Source organism: Pseudomonas sp. 14P_8.1_Bac3 (assembly GCF_025466085.1).
Taxonomy (GTDB): Bacteria; Pseudomonadota; Gammaproteobacteria; order Pseudomonadales; family Pseudomonadaceae; genus Aquipseudomonas.
Genome location: NZ_JANLOD010000068.1, coordinates 30,599 through 53,352, shown reverse-complemented (window position 1 = coordinate 53,352; position 22,754 = coordinate 30,599). Strand labels below are relative to the sequence as shown.

Here is a 22,754-nt window from a genome sequence, read left to right as displayed (position 1 = left end):
AGGGCTATTGTTGCTCTCGTAACAATTGAGCAGCACGAACGGCAAAGTACGTCAGGATGCCGTCTGCGCCTGCGCGTTTAAAAGCGGTCAGGGATTCGAGGATAACCCCTTCGCTCAACCAGCCATTCTGGATCGCCGCCATGTGCATGGCGTATTCACCGCTGACCTGATAAACAAAAGTCGGCACTTTGAATTCTTCTTTGACCCGGTAAAGGATGTCGAGATACGGCATGCCCGGCTTGACCATGACCATGTCCGCCCCTTCTGACAAGTCCGCCGCCACTTCGTGCAGGGCTTCGTTGCTGTTGGCCGGGTCCATCTGATAGGAGGCCTTGCTGGCCTTGCCCAGGTTCAGCGCCGACCCCACCGCATCGCGGAACGGACCGTAATAGGCGCTGGCGTACTTCGCCGAATAGGCCATGATCCGCACGTTGACGTGACCGGCCAGTTCGAGGGCTTCGCGAATCGCCTGGATGCGACCGTCCATCATGTCCGACGGGGCCACGACCTGCGCCCCGGCGGCGGCGTGGGACAGGGCCTGCTTGACCAGTGCATCGACGGTGATGTCGTTCTGCACGTAGCCTTCTTCGTCGAGAATGCCGTCCTGGCCGTGGGTGGTGAACGGATCCAATGCGACGTCGGTGATCACACCCAGCTCGGGGAACTGCGCACGCAGCGCGCGGGTGGCGCGCTGGGCAATGCCTTCGGGGCTCCAGGCTTGCGCCGCGTCGAGAGACTTGAGTTCGGGCGGCGTGACCGGGAACAGCGCCACGGCCGGAATCCCCAGCTCGACCCACTTGGCCGCCTCTTCCAGCAGCAGGTCGATGGTCAGGCGCTCAACGCCTGGCATCGAAGCGACCGCTTCACGGCGGTTTTCACCGTCCAGCACAAACACCGGCAGGATCAGGTCATCGACGGTAAGGACATTTTCACAAACCAGTCGGCGCGAGAAATCGTCACGTCGATTGCGACGCAGGCGGGTGGCTGGAAACAGACGATTGGCGGGGGTAAAGCTCACGACAGACTCCTGAGCCCGCGCTGGCAGGCGAGCGTGACAGTTATAAGCGGCCATTATGACCAACGTATTACAGTTGTGTGCACCCCTGTGACAGGTAGCCGCATTCCATTGTCCTTGTAGGAAATGTTCACGTCGAGACACATTTGGACACTTTCATGAATGTGTACGAAGGGTTAGGCTGCGCGTTCATTTCGCCAGCACCCAGACAATGCTCCAACAATTTCTGCATGACTTCGGCTACTTTGCCCTTTTTCTCGGCACATTCTTCGAAGGCGAAACCATCCTGGTGCTCGCAGGCTTCCTCGCGTTCCGTGGATACATGGACATCAACCTGGTGGTGGTCGTGGCGTTCTGCGGCAGTTATGCCGGCGACCAGCTGTGGTACTTCCTGGGACGCAAGCACGGGCGCAAGTTGCTGGCGCGCAAGCCGCGCTGGCAGATGATGGGCGATCGGGCGCTGGAGCACATCCGCAGGCACCCGGACATCTGGGTCCTGAGTTTCCGCTTTGTCTACGGTTTGCGCACGGTGATGCCGGTAGCGATCGGCCTGTCAGGCTATCCGCCAGGACGTTACTTGCTGCTCAACGGGATTGGTGCGGCGATCTGGGCGACCGCGCTGGCGGCTGCCGCCTATCACTTCGGCGCGGTTCTCGAAGGCATGCTGGGCAGCGTCAAGAAGTACGAGCTGTGGGTGCTCGGCGCGCTGCTGGTGCTTGGCGTCGTGCTGTGGCTGCGTCGGCGCTTCAAGAATGCGCGCCTGGCCAAGCAGGTCTACGCCGACGAGCAGGCCCTGAAAGCCGAACAGGCCAAGGCTGACGCGTCTAAGACGCCCATCGAGTGAAGCGGTTTCTGCAACAGTAGAGCCCGATTCCGCTGAGCAGGCTGTAACTCAGCAGGCCGACCCAGCCCACCGCGCTGGCCGGCCACAGCCCGACGATCGGCGCCAGCCACACCAGCGGCACGTTCGACGCCAGCCGCAGCAGCTCCAGCTTCCACGCCCACGGGCGATTCTCCAGGGCCACGCCCAACGTGAACAACCCCAGCGCCACCGCACCCCAGCCGAGCACCAGCGCGGCGGTCGGCAAGCGCGATTCGAAGTTCATCAGGTAACTGCCCAAGGCGATGTAGACGCAGAATTGCAACAAGACGTAAATCTGCTGACGCCCGTCCAGCGGCACCTCGAACTTGCGAAACTGGCTCAGGTCCGGCTTGTGCATCGGGTACTTCGCCGCCACATCCGCCGGCCGCCAACCGGTGCGCATGAACCAGATCCGCAGCTTGTCCCAGGTACTTTCAGCCCGTCGCGCGTCATCCCAGAGCTGCGCATAAAACTGCACGTTCGCCCACAACGGGTTCCAGCTCGCCAGCGGCGTGGTCACGCCGAAAATCACCGGTTCGTCGTCGTCCTCTTCCTGAAACGAGCCAAACAGACGGTCCCAAATAATGAACACCCCGCCGTAGTTGCGATCCATGTAGAGAGCGTTCTGCGCATGGTGGGCCCGATGATTGGATGGCGTGACGAAGAACCACTCGAACCAGCCAAGCTTGGGAATGTGCCGCGTATGCACCCAGAATTGATACAGCAGGTTCAGCGCGGCGACGCTGACGAACACCAGCAACGGCACGCCGAGCACCGCCATCGGCAGGTAGAAGATCCAGCTCAGCAGAAACCCCGTACTGGTCTGGCGCAGCGCCGTGGAGAGATTGTAATCCTCGCTCTGGTGATGAACCGAGTGCGCCGCCCAGAGGATGTTGCGCTCGTGGCCCATCCGATGCAGCCAGTAGTAGCAGAAGTCATAGAGCACAAAGGCGAACACCCAGACCCAGACTTTGTCGGCCGACAGCTCGAACAGCGCCAGGTGCCTGAGGGCGAACGCGTAGGTCAACAGCCCGACACCCTTGGTCAGCAGGCCGGTGGTGGTCGACAACACGCCGGTGCTGATGCTGTTGACCGCGTCAGCCACCCGATAATTGCTGACCCCGCGCCAACGGTCTGCCAGCAGTTCGACGGCAATCAGCACAAAGAAGAACGGCACCGCATACAGAATGAAGTCCATGACGCGCCCTGATCGGAATCCTGAGGACAGATGCTAGGTGTAGCCGCGAATTAACCCTATGGCAACGAGTGACAAATTAGTGGACATTTAACGCCATGAATCTGGAGAAAAAGCCCATGAGCAAAAAAATTGCAGTGATCCTTTCCGGCTGTGGCGTGTACGACGGTGCCGAAATCCAGGAAAGTGTGATCACCCTGCTGCGCCTGGACCAGCGCGGCGCTCAAGTGCAGTGTTTCGCACCGAATATTGCGCAGTTACATGTGATCAACCACCTGACCGGCGAAGAGATGCCCGAGTCGCGCAACGTGCTGGTGGAATCGGCGCGGATCGCCCGGGGCAACGTCAAGGACATTCGTGAAGCCGACGTCGAAGACTTCGACGCGCTGATAGTGCCCGGTGGCTTCGGGGCGGCGAAGAACCTGTCGAACTTTGCCATCGAAGGCGCTGGCTGCACGATTCAGCCGGAAGTCCTGGCGTTGGCCGAAGCGTTCGCCGAGGCGGGCAAACCGGTCGGGCTGATCTGCATTTCACCGGCCCTGGCCGCGAAAATCTACGGGCCGGGCGTGACTTGCACCATCGGTAACGACACCGATACCGCGGCGGCGATGAACAAGATGGGCGCGACTCACACCGATTGTGCGGTGAGCGAGATCGTTGAGGACAAGGCGCGCAAACTGGTGACCACCCCGGCGTACATGCTGGCGCAATCAATCAGCGAGGCGGCGTCGGGCATCAACAAACTGGTGGATCGGGTCCTCGAACTCACCCACGAAAACGACGCCTGACACCGATTACTGCAGGAGCGAGCATGCTCGCTCCTACAGTTTACGGGTCAGCCGGGTCAGGATTCGATCCAGCGCATTCGCAAACGCCTGCTTCTCGCGCTCGCCAAACGGCGCCGGCCCGCCGCTCATCTGCCCCTGTTCACGCAGGTCAGTGAACAGGTTGCGCACCGCCAGCCGATCACCCATGTTCTGCGCGTCGAACTCCTTGCCTCGCGGGTCCAGCGCCGACACGCCTTTCTTCACCAGCCGATCGGCCAGTGGCACGTCGCTGCAGATCACCAGCTCACCGGGCACCGCGTGCTCCACCAGGTAATCGTCAGCCGCATCCGGACCGCTCGGCACCACAATCAGCTTCACCAGCGTCAACGCCGGTTTGATCTGCGGCTGCCCTGCCACCAGCACCACTTCGAACTGACGCTTGAGGGCGAACTTCACCACCAGATCCTTGGCCGCCCGCGGGCAGGCGTCGGCATCGATCCACACACGCATCGAGTGTTCCTCCGTTAAAAAGCATCGCGGGCAAGCCCGCTCCCACAGGATACACATCGTCCATGTGGGAGCGGGCTTGCCCGCGAATATGAGCGCAGCGAATGCTTTTACGAAACCTGCACCCGCCGCTTCTCCGCCACCCAACTGCGGCCATACAGCACGATAATCGCAAGGATCGCCACCGCCTGCGCACTCAGCGAATACGCATCAGCATGGATGCCCAGCCAGTCGAACTCAATGAACGGCACCGGCCGCGTGCCGAAGATCCCGGCTTCCTGCAATGCCTTCACACCATGCCCGGCAAACACCACCGACAGCGCACACAGCAACGCGGCGTTGATACTGAAAAACAACGCCAGCGGCAGCTTCGCCGAGCCGCGCAGGATCACCCACGCCAGGCCCACCAACAGCACCAGCGCCGTCGCACCACCGGCGAGCACCGCGTTGTGCCCCGCCGGCCCGGCCTGCAACCACAGGGTCTCGTAGAACAGGATCACTTCGAACAGCTCGCGATACACCGAGAAGAACGCCAGCGTCGCAAAGCCGAAACGCCCGCCGCCGCCCACCAGGCTGCTCTTGATGTAATCCGTCCAGGCCGCCGCATGGCGCCGGTCGTGCATCCACACGCCGAGCCAGAGCACCATGACCGCGGCAAACAGCGCCGTCGCGCCCTCCAGCAATTCACGCTGCGAGCCGCTGACATCGATCACATACGCCGCCAGTGCCCAGGTCGCCAGACCGGCCAACAGCGCCAGTCCCCAACCGATGTTGACGCTGCGCGCCGCCGATTGCTGGCCGGTGTTGCGCAGGAACGCGAGGATCGCCGCCAGCACCAGAATCGCTTCCAGGCCTTCGCGCAGCAGAATCAGCAAGCCAGAGAGGTAGCTCAAGGACCAGCTCAACCCATCGCTGCCGAGCAGACCGGCGGATTGCTTCAACCTGGCCTTGGCCGCGTCCAGACGCTGCTGGACCTCGGCCACCGGCAAACCGTCCTGCAGCGACTGACGGTAGGCCATCAGGGATTTTTCCGTGTCTTTGCGCACGGTGGCGTCGACGTTATCCAGGGAGCTTTCGACCAGCTCGAAACCTTCCAGGTACGCGGCCACCGACAGGTCATACGCCTGATCGTGATCGCCGGCGCGGTACGCCGCGATGCTCTTGTCCAGGGTCGCTGCGGTGTAGTCGAGCAACTGCGCCGGGCCACGCTTGACCTGCGGCGGTTGCGCGCGCTGGGCGCGGAAGGTCGCTGCGGCTTGCGCGCCTTCGGCAGCCAGTACTTCGGCCGGCGTCCGGCGAGCCAGGTCGGCGAGGTTGTAGGCTTTCTCGGATTTCGCGGCGGCCGGATCGGCGCTGAAACTGGCGATGTACGTCGCCAGGTCCCAACGCTGGCGGTCGTCCAGTTGATCGGCGAACGCCGGCATGTCGGTGCCTTCAACGCCCATTCCCAAGGTGTTGTAGATCGCATAGAGGCTCAGTCGATCCAGCCGTGCGGCATCGCGCAGATTGGCCGGCGGTGGGGTCAGGCCGACACCGGCCGGGCCATCGCCGGCACCCGCATCACCATGGCACACCGAACAATGCTGGACGTACAGCGGCGCACCGCGGGTCGGGTCCGGCGTAATGATCGGGGCCTGACTCACTTCATAGGCCACCGCCAGCTGCGCACCGAGCTGGCGCGCCTGGCGGGCGACGTCCACGCCGTCCTGGCGCGCAGCAATGGCGCTGTGCAACGTGCTGACGCCCTGCTCCAGCCCCGGCTTTTCCGGCTTGTGCGGCATCGCGGCGATCAGGCCCTGCAACACCTTGGTAAATTCCAGCTGTTCGCGGTATTCGGATTCATTGATAACCTTCCCGGCCTCGACTGACTCGGGGTAATCCGCGCCGATGTAATCGAGCAAATGCAAGGCTTGCGGCGCGCCTTCCACGGTGTCGGCCAGCAGATTGGAACTGCACAGGACGAACAGGGGCAACACCAGCCAGGCCAGGAAACGAGACGGGGCAGTCATGAATGAATCTCAATTGGAAATACGAAGTAACACATTGTTCACTTCGAATGAGTTTCGCTCAAGCTTTGTTGTGCAAACGGAGCACGCCGTCTTGATTTTCGCTTGGTTTGGGTGATGGCACAGTCTGAAAAAAAGGTGACTAAAAAGCCATTGCATAGCCATCATCCTGTTTATAATGCCGCGCCCTTGATGATCGAGAGGGCATTCAAGCTCCTCAGCCCACGAGGAATTGGCAGGACGCCAGTCTGTGCCGATAGGTCTCAACAGCCCGACCGGCAAGCACGGCTGATTATTCAGGGAAGAAGTAAACCATGGCCTCCCGCGCCCTTACGTTGCTCACGCTCAGCGCTGTCACGTTGTTGTCCGGCTGTTCGGCCTTTCGCAATTACGATTCGGAACTCGCGCAAACCAATCAGCACCTGGCTTCCGGCAACATCGACGCCGCGCTGACCCTGCTGGAAAAGAACAACTCGGGCGAAGACAAAGACCTGCTCTATTACTTCGAGAAAGGTGAACTGCTGCGCGCCAAGGGCGATTTGTCTGGCAGCCAGAACGCCTGGAGCAGCGCCGACGTGGTGGTGGGTCAGTGGGAAGACGCGGTCAAGCTGGACACCGGCAAATACCTCGCGCAGTTCGGCAGCTTCCTGGTGAACGACAAGGTTCGTCGTTACGAAGGCTACGACTACGAAAAAGTCATGCTGACCACGCAGATGGCCCTGAACCTGCTCGCCGTCAACGACTTCGACGGCGCCCGCACCGCAATCAAGAAAACTCACGAACGTGAAGCGGTGATCGCCGATCTGCGCGATAAGGAATACCTCAAGAGCGAGGAGGAAGCCGAGAAACAAGGCATCAAGACCGAATTCAAAGACCTGCAGGGTTATCCGGTCGCCAGCCTGGATGCGCCGGAAGTGGTCGGCCTGAAAAACAGCTACCAGAGTGCGTTCAGTCACTACCTGGCCGGCTTCGTCTATGAAGCCCTGGGTGAAAAGGACCTGGCCGCACCGGGTTATCGCAAAGCCGCCGAACTGCGCCCGAATACCCCGCTGCTGGAGCAGGCGCTCAAGGACCTCGACAAGAAAACCGGCAAGGATGAGGACAGCGACATCCTGATCGTCGTGCAAAGCGGCCTGGCGCCGGCGCGGGACTCGGTCCGCGTGCCGCTGCCCCTGCCGATCAGCGGCAACGTGGTGATCACCCCGCTGTCGTTCCCGATCATCAAGCCTGACGCCTCCACCGCCACGTTCGCCCAGATCGGGGTGGACGGTCAGCAGCTCAGCCTGACGCCACTCAACAGCATCACCGCCATGTCGCGCCGCGCGCTGCGTGACGACATGCCGGGGATCATTCTGCGCACCACCGTTCGCGCAGTGACCCGTGGCGTGGCGCAGAAGCAAATCAATGAAACCAACCCGCTGGCGGGCCTGGCGGTTGGCATCACTTCAGCCGTGCTCGAGGGTGCCGATACCCGTACGTGGCGCACCCTGCCGGACAACACCCAGGTGGTGCGTCTGCGGATGAAGAAAGGCGAGCACCAGCTGACCTTGCCGAGTGCGGTCGGCGGTTCAGTGGTCAAGATCACCGTGGATCAGCGCTATCAGGTCATCAGCCTGCGTGCCGTGGGCAGCCAGGTGTTCGCCAGCGGCCTCGCGGCTCACGTGATCTCGAGCGCCAGCCCGACGGCCGTGGCCAGCCTTAAACAACCTTAAGAACGGAGTCTTTACATGCGTTTCAAACTCATCGCTGTTGTCGCCCTGGCGTTGCTCGCCGGGTGCGCCACACCGCCTCCGCCAGAGCCAGGCAGCGCTGCCAGCAAAGTCGTGGCCATGGGCAAGCTGAAGAACATCGTGGTGGGCGCCATGCGGGTCGCCCGGGAAAACGGCTTCATGACGGTCAATGTGCAGCTGAGCAACACCAGCTACAACAACAAGACTTTCTACTACCGCTTTGCCTGGCTAGGCCCTGAGGGCTTCCCGATCGCCGACGAAGAAACCTGGAAAAGCCAGATGATGTACGGCGAACAGACCAGCTTCATTCAGGCCATCGCGCCAACTGCCAAAGCCGTGGATTTCCGCCTGGAAATCAAAACGCCTTAAACCCTTATTCGTTCAGTTGCAGAGAGCACTCCCCATGTTTGCACGCTTTTCGTTCATCGCCGTTATCGCCCTTCTGGCCAGCGGTTGCGCCAACACCTCGCCTACCCTGGGCAGCAAGAACATCAGCTACGGCGACACCAAGGCCGTGGAAACCGTGACCAACGAGTTCGGCTCCACCGACCTGCAGATGATCGCCGAGTCCATGACCCGCTCCCTCGCTCAGTCCGGCATTTTGCAGGGCCGCCCGGTGGTTCAGGTCTACGACGTGAAGAACAAGACCAGCGAGTACATCGATACCCGCGAGATCACCACCAGCATCAAGACCCAGCTGATGAAGAGCGGCACCGCCCGTTTCGCCAGCGACAACACCGCCATGCAGAGCCAGGTCGACCAGCTGAAGCTGCAAAACCAGAGCGGCCTGTACAAGAAAGCCACGGTGGCCAAGACCGGCAACATGATCGCCGCCAAATACCGTCTTGAAGGCTCGATCAGCTCGATCGTCAAGCGCAGCAGCGACTACAAGGACGTCTTCTACAAATTCAGCCTGCAATTGATCGACGTTGAAAGCGGTCTGGCCGAATGGATGGATGAGAAAGAGATCCGCAAGACCACGGAGCGTTAATCAATGCGCGCATGGATTGGCATAATGGCCCTGGCTTGCGCGTTCAGCCTGCAAGCGGCGCCGAAGGTGGCGGTGACGGACCTGGCGTACCAGGAGCGGGTGGAGCAATACATCCACATCGCTTCGGCGCAGAGCAATCACCGCGAGAGTTACTACAGCGCCAGCGGCTCTTCGAGCTACAACGAAATCGAGGCCACCAGCAGTTACATCGAGCAGGGTGAATTGCGCAAATTCACCGGCGACATCAAGGGCGAGATCCTGCGCACTGGAATGTTTCAACTGGTGCAAGGCACGCCGTACACCGCCGCGTCCAAGGGTGATGTCTATGACGTGATCAAGCGGATCAAGGCCGGGAATTTCAAAGGGGCCGACTATGTGCTGTTCGGCACCGTGTCGGACATCGACTTCAACCGTGACATCAACGAACTCGCCAACACCGACAGTTATTCCGCGGTGCTGGCGCTGACCCTGGTGGCGGACTTCAGCCTGATCAACACCCGGACATTCGAAATCACCTCGGCGTTTACGGCCATGGGCGAAGGTCAGGATACCAAGCTGTTGAACCATCGGGACATCCGCGTCTCCCTGAACCGCCCGCGGGTGGTGCGTGACGTGTCCAAGGCGCTGGGCGAAGACGTGGCCGCGCAACTGAGCCAACAGCTCGGCGGCGGTGGCTACGAGCAGCCAGGGCGAGCCCCGCTGCGCAACAACCTGCCACGGGATACAGCGCCGGTGATTCTGCACTGATCCCGCCTTTTGTAGGAGCGAGCTCGCTCGCGATGGACTCAAGACCGACGCGTTTACTCAGAAGAAACGCGTCATCGTTGAGGTCCATCGCGAGCAAGCTCGCTCCTACAGGGATTTTTATACAGCGGCTTTTCGCAAGGTCGCCATGAACGCCGCGGCACCGATGAACAATCCGGCAAACGTGCGGTTCATGCGTTTTTGCTGCTTCGGCGTGCGCAGCAGGCGCAACACTTTGGACGCCAAGCCGGTGTATCCGGCCATGACGACCAGATCAACGCAGACCATGGTCACGCCGATGATCAGGTACTGCGCCAACAGCGGCGCATGCGGGTCGATGAACTGCGGCAACACCGCGAGCATGAACACCAAAGCCTTGGGGTTGCTGATGTTGACCAGGAAGCCGCGAAACACCAACGCCATCGGTTTACCGATCTGGCGCACGGTCGTGTCGTCGCTCATGTCGCTGGGCAAGGCGCGCCATTGTTTGATCGCGAGGTACACCAGATACGCCACGCCGAACCATTTGATGGCATAGAAGGCCGTCGCGGAAGCCGTGAGGATCGCGCCTACCCCGGCGCCGACAATCGCAATCTGCACCGCCAGGCCTATTTGCAGGCCCAGGGCGTTCCAGTAACCGCGCCAGAAACCGTATTGCAAACCGCTGGACATCGACGCAATGGCGCCGGCACCGGGAGACAGGCTGATCACCCAGCAGGCGGCAAAAAATGCCAGCCATGTTTGAAGCTCCATCGCACACCTCGATTCAGACTCGTGACAGACGTCTAAGCTAATGCCGCTTTGGGTGGATGACCATTGATTTTTTTGCCGGATGTTACAACTTGAGGGCCTGCTCGCGAACGCGGCCGGTCAGACCACGGAAAAGCTACTTTTAAGATCCGCCTATAGGGAACACATCTGTCCCGCGCCAACGTCGCACCGAGCGCTGAAAGAACAGACTATTGGGCACCTGCACCATCGCGCTGCCCGTACCAAGTTCTTCCGCCTCGATCAGCGTGGTGTACAACAGATTGATCGCCACCACTCGCCCTTTGACGCCGGGCTTATCGGTGGTGTCCACCAACTCGACCACGTCGCCAATCCGGAACGGGCCGACGGTGAAGATCAGGATCGCGCAGAGCAAATTGGAGAGCACGCTCCACATGGCGAAAAACGCCACTGCGGCCACCGCGACGAAACCGGACAAGGCAGTCCACAGCACCGTAGCCGACACCCCGAGGCGCTCCAGCACGAAAATCAGCGCGCTGCCCATGATCAGCCAACGCAACCCGCCCCGCAGCGGCATCAGCAACTGCGGCGGAAACGGGTAGCGCTCGCCCAGGCGAGTCAGGCCTTTGGCGACGAAGCGCTGGGCGAAATAACCGGCCAACAGGATCAGCAGGATTTGCACCACGAGCCAGACCGGTTCGATCCAGACCGCCGACAGCGGCAGCTTGAACGCTTCCATCAGGACAGCGCCTCCAACTCCGCCTGCATGCTCTCGAGCAATTCCAGGGCTTCCATCCAGGCTTCTTCCAGCTCGGCTTCACGCACCTTGAGCCTGGCTTGTTCAGCCAGCAGATCACGCAGGTCGTTCTTGCGCGCCGGTTCGTAAATGTCGCTGTCACCGAGGCTGGTGTCGATCTTCGCCAGTTTCTCGTGCAGCTTGCCGAGCTCTGCTTCCAGCTTGTCAGCCTCACGCTTGTGCGGCGCCAATTGCTGGCGCAACGCTGCGGCGGCCTGACGCTGAGCCTTCTTGTCAGTCTTGTCCGGATTGACCGGCGTGTTGCTGACCGGGGCATTGCGCTGACGGTAGTCGACCAGCCAACGGGCGTAGTCTTCCAGGTCGCCGTCGAACTCTTCGACCTTGCCGTCCGCCACCAGATAGAAATTGTCGGTGGTGCTTTTGAGCAAATGACGATCGTGGGAGACCACCAGCACCGCACCGCTGAATTCCTGCAGCGCCATGGTCAGCGCCAGGCGCATTTCCAGGTCGAGGTGGTTGGTCGGTTCGTCCAGCAGCAACAGGTTAGGCCGCTCCCAGGCGATCAACGCCAGGGCCAGGCGGGCTTTCTCACCGCCGGAGAAGTTCAGCACCGGCTCGTCGATACGCGCTCCACGGAAGTCGAAACCGCCGAGGAAGTCGCGCAGGGTCTGCTCGCGCTCGGTCGGCGCCAGCCGCTGCAAGTGCAGCAACGGGCTGGCCTTGGCGTCCAGCGAGTCCAGCTGATGCTGGGCGAAGTAACCGACGACGGTGTTCTCGCCACGGGTCAGTCGACCGGCCAACGGAGAGAGTTCACCCGCGAGGTTTTTGATCAGGGTCGATTTACCGGCACCGTTGGGGCCGAGCAAACCGATGCGCGCGCCGGGGGTCAGTTGTAGCTTGACCTTCTCCAGCACGGCTTTGTCGCCGTAGCCCAGGCGGGCATCGGACAGATCGATCAACGGGCTGGAAATCTTCGTCGATTCGCGGAAGACGAAGTCGAAGGGCGAATCGACGTGAGCGGCGGACAACTCTTCCATGCGCTCCAGCGCCTTGATCCGGCTCTGGGCCTGACGGGCCTTGGTGGCCTGCGCCTTGAAGCGGGCGATGTAGCTTTCCATGTGCGCACGTTGCGCCTGCTGCTTCTCGTAGGCCTGCTGTTGCTGGGCCAGACGTTCGGCGCGGGCGCGTTCGAAAGCGCTGTAGCCACCGCGATACAGCGTGATCTTGCGCTGGTCGACGTGGGCCACGTGGTCGACCACGGCGTCGAGGAAGTCCCGGTCGTGGGAAATCAGCAACAAGGTGCCGGGGTAGCTTTTCAGCCACTCTTCGAGCCAGATGATCGCGTCGAGGTCCAAGTGGTTGGTCGGTTCGTCGAGCAGCAACAGGTCCGATGGGCACATCAGGGCCTGCGCCAGGTTCAGACGCATCCGCCAGCCGCCGGAGAAATCGCCGACCTGGCGATCCATCTGTTCATTGGTGAACCCCAGGCCTGCCAGCAGCTTGCGAGCGCGGGCATCGGCGGTGTAACCGTCGGCGCTGTCGAGTTCCGAGTGCAGGCGCGCCTGGGCGGCACCGTCATGGGCCGCTTCAGCGGCGGCGAGGTCACGTTGCACCTCGCGCAGCCGCAGGTCGCCATCGAGCACGTAGTCGACCGCAATGCGTTCGAGCGTCTCGATTTCCTGGCGCATGTGGGCGATGCGCCAGTCGGCCGGCAGGAAGCAGTCACCCGAGTCCGGGTGCAATTCGCCCCGGATCAAGGCGAACAGGCTCGATTTGCCGGCGCCGTTGGCACCGATGAGGCCGGCTTTGTGGCCGGCGTGCAGGGTCAGCTCGGCGTCTTCTAGCAGACGTTGCGGGCCACGCTGTAAAGTCAGGTTCTGAAGTCGAATCATAATGGCGGCGGAGTCTACCAGCTTCGCTCGCAACTGGCGCGAGTAGCACTATGTCCTCTGACCTGTGGAGCTTTTCCGTAACCACCTATTCCCGGCGCGGCGTTGAGCCCGCGTGCCTGCACCTGCAGTCAACGGGCGTGAACGTCTGTTTGCTGCTGTGCGGTTTATGGCTGGGCCAACGAGGGGTTAGCTGCAATGCACAACGTCTGCAGTTGCTGCGCGACCTGGCCGGGCCTTGGGACGCGGATGTCGTGCAACCGTTGCGCGCCTTGCGTATGCAATGGAAAGCCAGCGCCCGCGAGGATGCCGATCTGAATGATCTGCGCGAGCAAGTGAAGTCACTGGAAATGGAAGCCGAAAAGCAGCTGTTACTGCGATTGGAACGGACGACGCGGGCTTGGCCGCAGGATGGCGCGACCGATGTCCTGGCCTGGCTGGAGGGCGTGGCGGCGGACGCGGCACACCTGAACCGCGACGCGCTGCATCAGCTGCGCGTCGCGGCAACCGGCACTTAGGAAGCGCTGGTTGGGGTGGTGCTGGTGCTCGACGGTGCCACTGGCGTTGGCGCGGTGGTGGTTGTCGAGGTGGAGGCTGCCGGCGCAGGAGCGGCCGACGCAGACGGTGCCGGGTTCGCTGGCTTGGCAGCAGGTGCCGGGGTCGGCTTGGCAGCAGCGGCCGGTTTTTTCACGGCTGGTTTTGCTGCAGCAGGCTTGGCGGCTGGTTTTGCAGCCGGTTTTGCAGCGGCGGGTTTAGCGGCCGGTTTTGCTGCAGCAGGCTTGGCGGCGGTGGCTGGCTTGGCGGCGGCTGGTTTAGTAGCATCGGCTGGTTTGGCGGCAGCTGGTTTTGCTGCTGGCTTGGCCGCAGCCGGTTTGGCAGCAGCGGTTTTGGCAGCGGGTTTAGCGGCAGGCTTGGCAGCGGTTTTAGCCGCTGGTTTTGCCGCAGGCTTGGCAGCCGTTTTAGCCGCGACTGGTTTCGCCGCTGGCTTGGCAGCCGGTTTCGCAGCAGCGGTTTTCGCAGCGGGTTTGGCAGCTGCAGTTTTCGCTGCGGGTTTAGCCGCTGCAGTCTTCACAGCTGGAGTCTTCACAGCTGGAGTCTTCACAGCAGTGCTTCGCGCAGCAGGTTTTGCAGCGGGTTTGGCGGCGGCGGTTTTGGCAGCAGCTGGCTTCGCGGCAGGCTTGGCAGTTGCCGTTTTAGCCGCCGGTTTCGCAGCACTGGCAGCGACTGGTTTTTTCGCTGCGGGTTTGGCCGCTGGTTTTGCAGCAGCGGTTTTGGCAGCCGGTTTAGCGGCAGGTTTGGTTGCAGTCCTGGCCGGTGCTTTTGCAGCAACCGGTTTGGCAGCGGCTTTCTTGGCAGGGGCCGCAGCAGACTTGGCCGAACGCAGGGACAACGCCTTGCCGACAGCCTCTTGTACACGACCGACGCCCTGGGCCAATTTCAGGCTTTCCTGAGCATCGCGTTTGAGTTGCAGAATGTAGCCGCGAGTTTCGGATTGACGATCCTTGAGTGCGTCGAGCAGGCTCTCAAGTTCCTTCACTCCGTCCTTCGCCTTGGCTTGTGCCTTGGCTTTACCGGCCGCCGCAGCGTCCTGCAATTTGGTACGGGATTTGTGCAATTTTTCCTGCGCTTTTCCACGCTGCTTTTCCAGCTTGGCGAGCAGTTTTTCAGCATCAGCCAAGGCTTGTGAACAAGCGGTTTCCAAATGCTCGAGCAGGCTGCCCGAAAGTTGTTGGAGTAAGTGCAACGGGGTATTTACAGGCTTCTTGGTGGCCGACATGGTTTACCTCCTGGCTGACGTGGGTGCGGCTCATACTAGACCTCTGCTGCTACCGCCGCTAGGGCATGTTGACAGTATCGAAAGCGTCGCGTTGCAACGAATCGAAAATCTTCTGCGCTTGCGCAAAACAAGTTCACTGTTTAGCGCATTCACACTGGCATAATCTGCCGCATCTCAGGTCGGAGAGTGCCGATGTCGCGCTACCTTTTTTTATCGTTGTGCGTGTTTTTTTCCGCGGCCCAGGCCGCCGAAAAAAACCAGGAAAACGAAGCTCACGATCTCGCTTACAGCCTCGGTGCAAGCCTTGGTGAACGCTTGCGCCAGGAGGTGCCCGAGCTGCAACTTCAGGCGCTGGTCGAAGGGTTGCAGCAAGCCTATCAAGGCAAACCGCTGGCCCTGAAAGACGAGCAGATCGAACAGATTCTGACTGAGCACGAAGCTCAGGTTGCCTTGCAGCAGAGTGCACCGCAGAGCGAAGCCGCCGTCGGCAAAGAGAAAGCTTTTCTCGCAGCAGAAAAATCCAAGCCTGGCGTTCGTGAACTGGCCGACGGCGTACTGATGACCGAACTCGTTCCGGGCACCGGCGCGAAAGCCGGTCCGAACGGCAAGGTTCAGGTGCTGTACATCGGTCGCCTGCCTGACGGTACCGTGTTCGATCAGAGCACTCAGCCGCAGTGGTTCAGTCTCGACAGTGTGATCAGCGGATGGCGCAGCGCTTTGCAAAACATGCCGGTCGGCGCGAAGTGGCGTTTGGTGATTCCATCGGCTCAAGCCTATGGTGCCGACGGTGCCGGCGATGTGATCGAGCCGTTCACACCGTTGGTATTCGAGATCGAATTGCGCGGCGCCACCAGCTGAATATCGAAACGAAAAACGGCGCGCCTGGCGCACCGTTTTTGGGTGTTGCGGGACGGTTCAGGCTTGAACCGAATCCTCTTCCTTGTGTGCGGTGTGCAGCACTTCGATCAGGCAATCTTCCAGTTCGAAGCGTTCGTGCAACAGGCCGCCCAGTTCCTTGAATTTCTCTGCCACGCATTTACCTGCATCGCACAGGTCGTTGAACGCGAGCAGCTTCTCGGTGATGACGTCGATACGCGGATAGATCGTCTCGGCTAACTCGAGACCGCGCGTATCGCCAAAGGCCTTGGCTTCGCCTGTCAACTGTTCATAAATCTCGAAGTGCCCGGCCGACACGTAATCGACCAGCACGCCGCAGAATTCCTGCAATGGCTTGCGATTCTCGCCCAGGGCCTCAGGCTTGGCGCCGAGAGCATCATAGGCCCGAACCAGTTCGTGACGCTCCTGCAACCAGCGGTCGATCAGCAGATGCACTCCACCCCAGCGTTCCTGAGCATTCTGACAACTTTCGAGCATGGTGATCTCTCTTCCCTTGTGGGTCATGCTGCCCTACACCTGCCGCACACTTGAAGGTCAAGCATCAGCCAGGCAGAGCGTCATTCGAGCAACATAATTCCAATGACACGTGCGGGCCAGATTATGCCCGCACGACTGTGGCTTCAAGGTACGCAGGAGATAAAGTTCATACAAGTGTTTAATCGCCCGCGAGTGCCGGGTGCGACGAGTCGCCGCTGAGCGGTCTCCGCAGGGCAATACCCAGAAGGCGCAGCAACTGATAAACACCCACACTCGTCATCGCGACAAAGAACAGCAAACTCCATTCAGGAGGGCTCAGGTCGAACAGTGTCCAGGAGACATGTTCACAGTCGGCGGTGCCGTTGAACAGTTGCTGCACCGCGTAAATCCAGGGGTTGCTTGCGAGCAGATCGGCCAGATTGGCTGAGCACGTTGACAGGTGTTGCAGTGCCTCGCCCTGCCATAACACCTGGCGCCACGCCGTTACTGTCCCCGCCAGACTGCACAACACACCCAGCAGCCAATACAGGGAAGACCCCAAACGCTCAGGCCCATGCACCGAAGCCATCAGGCAGACAGCCGTGAACAGTGCCAGACACACGCGCTGCAACAGGCACATGCCGCATGGCGGCAGGCCGATCGTATATTCGAGGTAATAGGAAATACCCAAGGCCAGAGCACCGGCAACGAAAACCATGAAAAACAAGGAGCGTGAGCAGGCCAGTGACATGGCTTTTCCGTACCGTTAGAGACAAGTGGTTACGGTAGAGGAAAGCGTGCCAGCCTTTCAAGACAGGACGGCAGGGAGACTTCAACGTAGGTGTAGGGAATTCCCGACAGAATCGCGAGGATCAGGTGTAGTCCTCTGTAGGACTCTGCCATTTAGGACCTACGAAGGTAGGAAAACGGTGAATTCGCGTGACTGCCAACGCCGCCTGTGACAGCTGGCGAAGCCTGCGCCAGCTGCCACAGAAATCCGCTCAAGCCTGAACGGGGACCGGCAATGGCGCCGCCAGCAGGCGCTCATCCAGGAGAACGAGGCCTTCCTGAAACAGTTGGTTGCTGCGTTCGGTATCGCCAAGCTGCGCCAGTAATCTCGCCAGCTCCGCACAGGCCTCCGGGTTGCGCTGCACGCGCAGGCTGCTTTCCAGATAATCTCGCGCCTTGCCCCACAGGCTGTTTTGCAAGCAAAGGCGACCGAGGGTCAGTAACAGGCTCGGATCCGTCGGATGATCCTTCAGCCAGCCCTCGGCAGTCTGCAGCTGACGCGCCGGATCACTGCCACGCACCAACCCGTAAAGCCGCGCGAGATGGCTGTCGTAGCTGCGCTTTAGCGCCGTTCGCAACACCTCTTCGGCCTCGACCTGAGCGCCCAGTTGCCGAAGTTGCTCGGCATACGCCAACACCAATTGCGGTTCCTGGCGTTGTGCCGAGGTGAGTTGCTGCCAGGCGCGGTTGAGCGCCTGCAAACCGATCGTTCCGTCTTCTTCCTGATGCGCCGCCACGGACAGGTTCTCCTCCCAGGCCCGGCGCTCCAGTTCGGCCAGCTCGGCCGGCGGCAGGACTTTGTCCTTGCGCAGTTCCGGCAACAGACGGATCACCGAAGACCAGTCCCCGCGCTGTTGATACAAACGCTGCAACTGGCGCAGGGTCTGGACATTATGTGGATGGCGGTCGTGCATGGCCTGCAACGTTGTCAGGGCGCCGTCGGTGTCGCCCCGATCGGTCTGCAATTGCGCGTGACTCAGGGCAATCGCCAACTCAGCCTGGGGCTGGCGTTCCAGCGCGCGCTCCAGCAGGTTGTCACTTTCCTGGTAATGACCTTGTTCGTTCGCGGCGCGGGCGGCGCCGAGGTAATAGAGCAGCGGTTGCTGCTCGGCTTCGGCGGCGCGGTGCAAATGCCGCTGTGCGCTGGCCCAGCGACCTTCGGCCAGGTCCATCTGCCCGTGCTCGATCGCGACTTGCACCCGACGGCTGCGATTGCGCCGCGACCAGGGATTGACCACGCCACTGGACGTCGTCACCAGCTCGACCAAGGCCTTGATGCCCCAGAACACCAGCCACAACACCGCCACCAGGGCGAGGGTCGCCCACAGGCTGGATTCGAAACGGAAGCTTTTATAAGCGATCAACACGTAGCCGGAATGCTCGGCAATCGCCAGCCCCAGCGCGGCGGCCGCGGCGATGACCAGAAACACGATCACGTAGAGGCGTTTCATGGCGTAGCCTCCTGCGCGGTGTCCGTGGCAGGTTTGGCCATGGGTTTGATCGAGTCTTCGGCATTGATATTGCGTCGCTCGAGATAGCCCTGAACCGCACTCAACGTACCCGTCAGGTCAGGCGTCACTACCGTGACCGGCTCCTTGCTCAACTCACCCACCTGCTCAAGCATCACTTTGCTTTGCGGGTTGTCCGGGTTGAAGTTGCCTTTGAGCACGTCCCGCGCCTCGGCCAGCGCCTGGGTATAAACGGCGGCCTGACCATTGAGCGCCGCCCATTGCGCCTGCTCCAGCGCCAGGCTCAGGGCCAGACGCACCTGGCTCAGGCTCTGCCCTGCCAGCAGCGGACGAACATTTTTGTCGGCATTGAAATCGATGCGGATGTAGCGCGAGATCTGATCCCACCACTGTGCCCAGCGGCTCGCGCCGTCGCCATCGGCGGTCAGGCCCAGCAGCGATTCGCCGCGATCCTTGTACTCGGGCGCCAGTTCGGTGAGGTTGATCACCTGATCGCGCAGCGCACCCAGCCGGAGGAACAGGCCAGTGCGATCCGGCTGTTCAGTGCTGCGCAAGGCAACCAGGGTTTTCGCCACTTGCTCGCGAGCGGCAAAGGAGCCCGGGTCGTTCTGTTCGCGAAGAATTTCATCAGCGCCCTGGACCAGCGCCTGAGCGCTGCTGATGTCCTGCAACGCCGAAAGCCGCAGGCTGGCCAGCCGCAGCAAGTGCTCGGCCTCGGCCAGGCGCCAGTCCTTACGACTCGCGCCGAGGACGGTTTCGAGACGTTGGTTCAGGCGCTGCTGCTCGCCCTGCAGCTGGACGACGAGGCGGCTGCGGGCATCCAGTTCCTCGGCGGCCGGCATTTGCTCAAGCCGCGCACTCAGGCGCTGTTCGTTGAGCTTCAGACTTTGCGCCTGATCGTTCAACGCCTGCACTTGGCTCAACTGCTGCTGCGTATTGGCCTGCAGGTGTCGCACCTGCCAGACGCCCCAACCGCCCACCGCCACACCGGCGGCACCCAGCAGTAGCGCGACGATTGCCAGCCCATTGCCTCGGCGCTGCACGGCAGCAGGTGGAGGGGTTTCTACCGGTGCTTCGACCGGCGCATCGAGATCGATCACTGGCCGGGAATCATCTTTAGGCAAGGCAGTTTCGTTCACGTATCCATCCTTTGCATTAGAGAACGGGTTCGGGATGCTCCCGCAACGCCGTCAGCAAAGCCGCGGCACTGGCGCCACGACAATCCACAACTGTTTGGGCCCCGGCGGCACGTGCCAGCTCGGCGACCCGGGGGCTTGGAACAAACAACGGCAGCTGCGCCAATTGCGCCCAGGCAGCGCCGGCCAATTGATGCAGGTGCTCAAAACCCTGTCCACTGCTGACCACCAGCCCGTTCAAGCGTTCCGCCTTGATCCGCTCTGGCAGTGTCGCCGACGGATAGACCGGCACGTTGCGGCGGTATAACTCCAGATACTCGACACTAGCACCAAGCTCGCGCAAACGCTCTGCGAGCCACTCGCGACCGCCCTCCCCGCGCATAATCAACACCCGTGGATCAGGCCGTGCGACAGCCTCGCGCAACGAGGCCAGTTCCAGCAAGGCTTCGCTGTCATCCCCTTCGGTTGGGAAACACACACTCAGCCCGTGGTCATCGAGGATCTGCGCCGTCGCGGCGCCCACGCTGAACCACTTTGGATTCGGCAGGTGCGGCCAATAGTTCGTGAGCAGTTCCACGGCGATTCTGGCGGCAGGTTTGCTGACCACAATGATTGCGCAGTAGCGATCCAGCCCCCGAATGACCTGGCGCATTGTCTCAGAGAGCGGAACCGCTTCGATTTCCAAAAGCGGCAGGCTGCTGCTAAAAATCCCCGCTTCGGCCAGGACATCGCTCAGCGCCGCCGACTCATCCGCGGGACGCGTCAGCAGCAGGCGCCAGCCGCTCACTCGTGACCCGCCTCGCCATAGACTGCTTTGAGAATGTCGTTGGCGCCCTGGTTCAGCAGGTCGTCGGCCACTTGCACACCCAGCGCTTCGGCATCGCCGCGTGGCGCACGAGCTTCGGCGCTGAGCAGCAGGCCGCCGCTCGGATCGCCCACCAGGCCGCGCAACCAGATCTGCTCGCCTTCAAGCACGGCGTAGCAGGCGATCGGCACTTGGCAGCCGCCATTCAGATGTTTGTTGAGGGCACGTTCGGCGGTGACACGGGTGGCGGTGTCCTGGTGGTGCAGCGGTGCGAGCAAGGCGTGGATTTCACTGTCGACGGTGCGGCATTCAATACCCACGGCACCCTGGCCACCGGCCGGGAGGCTGTCGTCAACGCTGATGGCGGATGTGATGCGATCTTCAAAGCCCAGGCGAATCAGACCCGCCGCGGCGAGGATGATGGCGTCGTATTCGCCGGCATCGAGCTTGGCCAGGCGGGTGTTGACGTTGCCGCGCAGGAAGCGGATTTTCAGGTCCGGGCGACGCGTCAGCAGTTGGGCCTGACGACGCAGACTGGAGGTGCCGACGACGCTGCCCTGCGGCAACGCGTCCAGGCTGGCGTAAGTATTGGAGACGAATGCATCACGCGGGTCTTCGCGCTCGCAGATGCAGAACAGACCGAGGCCTTCGGGGAAGTCCATCGGCACGTCTTTCATCGAATGCACGGCGATGTCCGCTTCGTGGTCAAGCAGCGCGGTTTCCAGCTCCTTGACGAACAGGCCCTTGCCGCCGATTTTCGACAGTGGCGAGTCCAGCAGCTTGTCGCCGCGACTGACCATGGGCACCAGCGTCACGAGCAGACCGGGATGAGCCGCTTCCAGACGGGCTTTGACGTATTCGGCCTGCCACAGGGCGAGAGCACTTTTGCGGGTGGCGATGCGGATTTCGCGAGGGGACATGGATCAATCCGTACTGAATAGATACGGCGGATAATAACAGCTCAGTCAAATCCACTTTGACTTGTATCAGGTAAGACCTGGCCTCCCTGGCCCCGGACGTCCGGCAATCGGGTGAGAAATTCGCCTGCGGACGGCGAATTAAAGCTGTTGCATCATTTTGCGCACACCGGCCACATGACGCCGGCTGACAATCAGCGCATCGCCATTCAGGCCCTTGAGGAACAGCTGAAAATGGCCAAGAGGCGTGCGTTGCAGGCGTTCGATGCGTTCGCGGGCGACCAGGGCGTTGCGGTGGATGCGCACGAACCGGTCACCGAATTCATCTTCAAGCGCCTTGAGCGGCTCATCCAGCAGCACTTCGCCGCCTTCATGGCGCAAGGTCACGTATTTGTGGTCGGCAATGAAGTACACCACCTGACCCAACGGGATCAGCTCGATGCCTTTACGGGTACGCGCACTGATGTGGCTGCGCGGGCCGCTGCCAGTTTCGGCGGCGGGACGGGTCAGGGCCGCGAGCTGGACCCGGTTGGGCCGCTCGGCTTTTTTCAACGCGTCATGCAATTGTTCTGTACGCACAGGTTTCACCAGATAGCCTACGGCGCTGGCCTGTAAGGCTTCCACGGCAAATTCATCGGGCCCTGCGCAAAACACCACGGCTGGCGGGGTTTCACGTTCGCACAATCGCGCAGCCACTTGCAGGCCATCGAGACCCGGCATGCCGATATCGAGCAACACGATATCCGGCTTGTGGCTGTCGATCAGCGCCAACGCCTCTTCGCCGTTCGTGGCGCTGGGCTCCAGGACACTGTATCCCTCGAGTTCGCCGACCATTCGGCTCAGGCGCTCGCGGGCAAGGGGTTCGTCATCAACGATCAGGACATTCATATTGCGCTGGATTCCTGCGTGAGTCTCGCACAAGGATAGCGTAGACAGGTGAAGTGACGTCCGTCACCGCGATCCACGCTAAGACTAGCGCGAGGGCCAAAAAGTGCCGCCGGGCCGACGGCTAAATTTTCATCTGCCGGGCAATTGGCGGCCCAGGCCCGCGTTGGCGAGGCATCGCCGTAGGGTTTGCTGATACACAATATGAACACCCCCTCTTCTTATAGTCAGTTACAGCACCGAGAAGTGCACTGATCCTACTGTCCAACTGTAGACGGTTGCCGGGACGTTATTGCTCAATCGAAAAATATCGTTGCGTAATTAATGTCGCGCGCTGACTTCGAGCATAGGCCGGTATACCCAGGAAAATCCTGTCGACCAGCGTCAGCGACAGCATTGGCAACCCTGTTATTATTCGCGGCAGCTTTAAA

23 protein-coding genes are annotated in these 22,754 nt (G+C 61.3%); 8 read left to right on the top strand and 15 right to left on the bottom strand.

Features of this window, described 5'->3' with window-relative positions:
- Positions 1–4: 4 nt before the first annotated feature.
- The gene (hemB, locus tag NTD84_RS22825) at positions 5–1,018 is read right to left on the bottom strand and encodes a porphobilinogen synthase (protein ID WP_262170279.1); all 1,014 of its coding nucleotides are present in this window, start codon (positions 1,016–1,018) and stop codon (positions 5–7) included.
- A gap of 208 nt (positions 1,019–1,226) precedes the next feature.
- Between hemB and NTD84_RS22820 the strand changes: the two genes are divergently transcribed.
- Complete coding sequence (locus tag NTD84_RS22820) at positions 1,227–1,859, top strand: DedA family protein (RefSeq protein WP_262170276.1); 633 nt, start codon at positions 1,227–1,229, stop codon at positions 1,857–1,859.
- Here the strand turns inward: NTD84_RS22820 and NTD84_RS22815 are convergent.
- Positions 1,840–3,075 carry a sterol desaturase family protein gene (locus NTD84_RS22815; RefSeq protein WP_262170273.1) on the bottom strand — a complete coding sequence of 412 codons (1,236 nt, stop codon included), beginning with the start codon at positions 3,073–3,075 and terminating at the stop codon, positions 1,840–1,842. The genes NTD84_RS22820 and NTD84_RS22815 overlap by 20 nt on opposite strands.
- A gap of 116 nt (positions 3,076–3,191) precedes the next feature.
- Between NTD84_RS22815 and elbB the strand changes: the two genes are divergently transcribed.
- Positions 3,192–3,860, top strand: a complete 669-nt coding sequence (gene elbB, locus NTD84_RS22810; RefSeq protein WP_262170271.1) for an isoprenoid biosynthesis glyoxalase ElbB — start codon at positions 3,192–3,194, stop codon at positions 3,858–3,860.
- 33 nt (positions 3,861–3,893) lie between these two features.
- Here the strand turns inward: elbB and NTD84_RS22805 are convergent, their stop codons facing one another.
- Both NTD84_RS22805 and NTD84_RS22800 read right to left on the bottom strand, forming a co-directional pair.
- Positions 3,894–4,349, bottom strand: a complete 456-nt coding sequence (locus NTD84_RS22805) for a YaiI/YqxD family protein (RefSeq protein WP_262170268.1) — start codon at positions 4,347–4,349, stop codon at positions 3,894–3,896.
- A 107-nt stretch (positions 4,350–4,456) separates the two neighbouring features.
- Positions 4,457–6,355, bottom strand: coding sequence for an FTR1 family protein (locus NTD84_RS22800; protein ID WP_262170266.1), 1,899 nt, complete (start codon positions 6,353–6,355; stop codon positions 4,457–4,459).
- Positions 6,356–6,666: 311 nt separating this feature from the next.
- On the opposite strand from NTD84_RS22800, the gene NTD84_RS22795 reads away from it, so the two are divergent.
- The 4 genes from NTD84_RS22795 to NTD84_RS22780 are packed head-to-tail and all read left to right on the top strand — an operon-like array spanning position 6,667 to position 9,820.
- Complete coding sequence (locus NTD84_RS22795) at positions 6,667–8,064, top strand: COG3014 family protein (protein WP_262170264.1); 1,398 nt, start codon at positions 6,667–6,669, stop codon at positions 8,062–8,064.
- Between the two features lie 15 nt (positions 8,065–8,079).
- A complete protein-coding gene (locus NTD84_RS22790; protein WP_262170261.1) occupies positions 8,080–8,451 on the top strand; it encodes a YcfL family protein in 372 nt (123 codons plus the stop codon).
- A gap of 34 nt (positions 8,452–8,485) precedes the next feature.
- Positions 8,486–9,073 carry a penicillin-binding protein activator LpoB gene (gene lpoB, locus NTD84_RS22785; protein ID WP_017341418.1) on the top strand — a complete coding sequence of 196 codons (588 nt, stop codon included), beginning with the start codon at positions 8,486–8,488 and terminating at the stop codon, positions 9,071–9,073.
- A 3-nt stretch (positions 9,074–9,076) separates the two neighbouring features.
- Entirely contained in the window at positions 9,077–9,820 is a 744-nt protein-coding gene (locus NTD84_RS22780; RefSeq protein ID WP_262170257.1) for a penicillin-binding protein activator LpoB, read from the top strand.
- Between the two features lie 117 nt (positions 9,821–9,937).
- On the opposite strand, the gene rhtB is transcribed toward NTD84_RS22780, so the two are convergent.
- The 3 genes from rhtB to NTD84_RS22765 all read right to left on the bottom strand — a co-directional run bounded on the left by rhtB (position 9,938) and on the right by NTD84_RS22765 (position 13,195).
- Positions 9,938–10,570, bottom strand: a complete 633-nt coding sequence (gene rhtB / locus NTD84_RS22775; protein ID WP_262170254.1) for a homoserine/homoserine lactone efflux protein — start codon at positions 10,568–10,570, stop codon at positions 9,938–9,940.
- A gap of 139 nt (positions 10,571–10,709) precedes the next feature.
- Positions 10,710–11,285: a mechanosensitive ion channel family protein gene (locus NTD84_RS22770; protein ID WP_262170252.1), complete on the bottom strand. Its 576-nt coding sequence runs from the start codon at positions 11,283–11,285 to the stop codon at positions 10,710–10,712.
- On the bottom strand, positions 11,285–13,195 hold the full coding sequence (locus NTD84_RS22765; protein ID WP_262170249.1) for an ATP-binding cassette domain-containing protein: 1,911 nt from the start codon (positions 13,193–13,195) through the stop codon (positions 11,285–11,287). Before NTD84_RS22765 ends, NTD84_RS22770 begins: the two co-directional genes overlap by 1 nt.
- 50 nt (positions 13,196–13,245) lie before the next feature.
- Between NTD84_RS22765 and NTD84_RS22760 the strand changes: the two genes are divergently transcribed.
- Entirely contained in the window at positions 13,246–13,710 is a 465-nt protein-coding gene (locus NTD84_RS22760; protein WP_262170246.1) for a TIGR02444 family protein, read from the top strand.
- Here the strand turns inward: NTD84_RS22760 and NTD84_RS22755 are convergent.
- Positions 13,707–14,969 (bottom strand): AlgP family protein, encoded by a 1,263-nt coding sequence (locus tag NTD84_RS22755; RefSeq protein WP_262170243.1) that lies wholly within the window; start codon positions 14,967–14,969, stop codon positions 13,707–13,709. The genes NTD84_RS22760 and NTD84_RS22755 overlap by 4 nt on opposite strands.
- A 192-nt stretch (positions 14,970–15,161) precedes the next feature.
- Between NTD84_RS22755 and NTD84_RS22750 the strand changes: the two genes are divergently transcribed.
- Positions 15,162–15,827 (top strand): FKBP-type peptidyl-prolyl cis-trans isomerase, encoded by a 666-nt coding sequence (locus tag NTD84_RS22750; protein ID WP_262170240.1) that lies wholly within the window; start codon positions 15,162–15,164, stop codon positions 15,825–15,827.
- Between the two features lie 57 nt (positions 15,828–15,884).
- On the opposite strand, the gene NTD84_RS22745 is transcribed toward NTD84_RS22750, so the two are convergent.
- From NTD84_RS22745 to NTD84_RS22715, 7 genes are all read right to left on the bottom strand, one after another.
- Positions 15,885–16,343 carry an Rsd/AlgQ family anti-sigma factor gene (locus NTD84_RS22745; RefSeq protein WP_007899333.1) on the bottom strand — a complete coding sequence of 153 codons (459 nt, stop codon included), beginning with the start codon at positions 16,341–16,343 and terminating at the stop codon, positions 15,885–15,887.
- Between the two features lie 178 nt (positions 16,344–16,521).
- Positions 16,522–17,073, bottom strand: a complete 552-nt coding sequence (locus tag NTD84_RS22740) for a disulfide bond formation protein B (protein WP_262170237.1) — start codon at positions 17,071–17,073, stop codon at positions 16,522–16,524.
- Between the two features lie 250 nt (positions 17,074–17,323).
- Positions 17,324–18,562 (bottom strand): heme biosynthesis protein HemY, encoded by a 1,239-nt coding sequence (locus tag NTD84_RS22735; RefSeq protein WP_262170234.1) that lies wholly within the window; start codon positions 18,560–18,562, stop codon positions 17,324–17,326.
- Positions 18,559–19,719: a uroporphyrinogen-III C-methyltransferase gene (locus tag NTD84_RS22730; RefSeq protein WP_262170232.1), complete on the bottom strand. Its 1,161-nt coding sequence runs from the start codon at positions 19,717–19,719 to the stop codon at positions 18,559–18,561. The genes NTD84_RS22735 and NTD84_RS22730 overlap by 4 nt, the downstream gene beginning before the upstream one ends.
- A gap of 16 nt (positions 19,720–19,735) precedes the next feature.
- Positions 19,736–20,503, bottom strand: a complete 768-nt coding sequence (locus NTD84_RS22725; RefSeq protein ID WP_262170230.1) for a uroporphyrinogen-III synthase — start codon at positions 20,501–20,503, stop codon at positions 19,736–19,738.
- A complete protein-coding gene (gene hemC, locus NTD84_RS22720) occupies positions 20,500–21,441 on the bottom strand; it encodes a hydroxymethylbilane synthase (protein ID WP_262170226.1) in 942 nt (313 codons plus the stop codon). The genes NTD84_RS22725 and hemC overlap by 4 nt, the downstream gene beginning before the upstream one ends.
- 138 nt (positions 21,442–21,579) lie before the next feature.
- The gene (locus NTD84_RS22715; RefSeq protein WP_262170224.1) at positions 21,580–22,326 is read right to left on the bottom strand and encodes a LytR/AlgR family response regulator transcription factor; all 747 of its coding nucleotides are present in this window, start codon (positions 22,324–22,326) and stop codon (positions 21,580–21,582) included.
- Positions 22,327–22,754 lie beyond the last annotated feature (428 nt).

Excerpts from the sequence above, each read along its gene's own strand:
- hemC (WP_262170226.1), bottom strand. The coding sequence starts at position 21,441 with ATGTCCCCTCGCGAAATCCGCATCGCCACCCGCAAAAGTGCTCTCGCC.
- NTD84_RS22760 (WP_262170246.1), top strand. The coding sequence starts at position 13,246 with ATGTCCTCTGACCTGTGGAGCTTTTCCGTAACCACCTATTCCCGGCGC.
- NTD84_RS22755 (WP_262170243.1), bottom strand. The coding sequence starts at position 14,969 with ATGTCGGCCACCAAGAAGCCTGTAAATACCCCGTTGCACTTACTCCAA.
- NTD84_RS22735 (WP_262170234.1), bottom strand. The coding sequence starts at position 18,562 with ATGAAACGCCTCTACGTGATCGTGTTTCTGGTCATCGCCGCGGCCGCC.
- NTD84_RS22750 (WP_262170240.1), top strand. The coding sequence starts at position 15,162 with ATGTCGCGCTACCTTTTTTTATCGTTGTGCGTGTTTTTTTCCGCGGCC.
- NTD84_RS22740 (WP_262170237.1), bottom strand. The coding sequence starts at position 17,073 with ATGTCACTGGCCTGCTCACGCTCCTTGTTTTTCATGGTTTTCGTTGCC.
- NTD84_RS22790 (WP_262170261.1), top strand. The coding sequence starts at position 8,080 with ATGCGTTTCAAACTCATCGCTGTTGTCGCCCTGGCGTTGCTCGCCGGG.
- NTD84_RS22715 (WP_262170224.1), bottom strand. The coding sequence starts at position 22,326 with ATGAATGTCCTGATCGTTGATGACGAACCCCTTGCCCGCGAGCGCCTG.
- NTD84_RS22780 (WP_262170257.1), top strand. The coding sequence starts at position 9,077 with ATGCGCGCATGGATTGGCATAATGGCCCTGGCTTGCGCGTTCAGCCTG.
- NTD84_RS22820 (WP_262170276.1), top strand. The coding sequence starts at position 1,227 with ATGCTCCAACAATTTCTGCATGACTTCGGCTACTTTGCCCTTTTTCTC.
- rhtB (WP_262170254.1), bottom strand. The coding sequence starts at position 10,570 with ATGGAGCTTCAAACATGGCTGGCATTTTTTGCCGCCTGCTGGGTGATC.
- elbB (WP_262170271.1), top strand. The coding sequence starts at position 3,192 with ATGAGCAAAAAAATTGCAGTGATCCTTTCCGGCTGTGGCGTGTACGAC.
- NTD84_RS22795 (WP_262170264.1), top strand. The coding sequence starts at position 6,667 with ATGGCCTCCCGCGCCCTTACGTTGCTCACGCTCAGCGCTGTCACGTTG.
- NTD84_RS22805 (WP_262170268.1), bottom strand. The coding sequence starts at position 4,349 with ATGCGTGTGTGGATCGATGCCGACGCCTGCCCGCGGGCGGCCAAGGAT.
- NTD84_RS22745 (WP_007899333.1), bottom strand. The coding sequence starts at position 16,343 with ATGCTCGAAAGTTGTCAGAATGCTCAGGAACGCTGGGGTGGAGTGCAT.
- NTD84_RS22800 (WP_262170266.1), bottom strand. The coding sequence starts at position 6,355 with ATGACTGCCCCGTCTCGTTTCCTGGCCTGGCTGGTGTTGCCCCTGTTC.
- NTD84_RS22815 (WP_262170273.1), bottom strand. The coding sequence starts at position 3,075 with ATGGACTTCATTCTGTATGCGGTGCCGTTCTTCTTTGTGCTGATTGCC.
- NTD84_RS22770 (WP_262170252.1), bottom strand. The coding sequence starts at position 11,285 with ATGGAAGCGTTCAAGCTGCCGCTGTCGGCGGTCTGGATCGAACCGGTC.
- NTD84_RS22765 (WP_262170249.1), bottom strand. The coding sequence starts at position 13,195 with ATGATTCGACTTCAGAACCTGACTTTACAGCGTGGCCCGCAACGTCTG.
- lpoB (WP_017341418.1), top strand. The coding sequence starts at position 8,486 with ATGTTTGCACGCTTTTCGTTCATCGCCGTTATCGCCCTTCTGGCCAGC.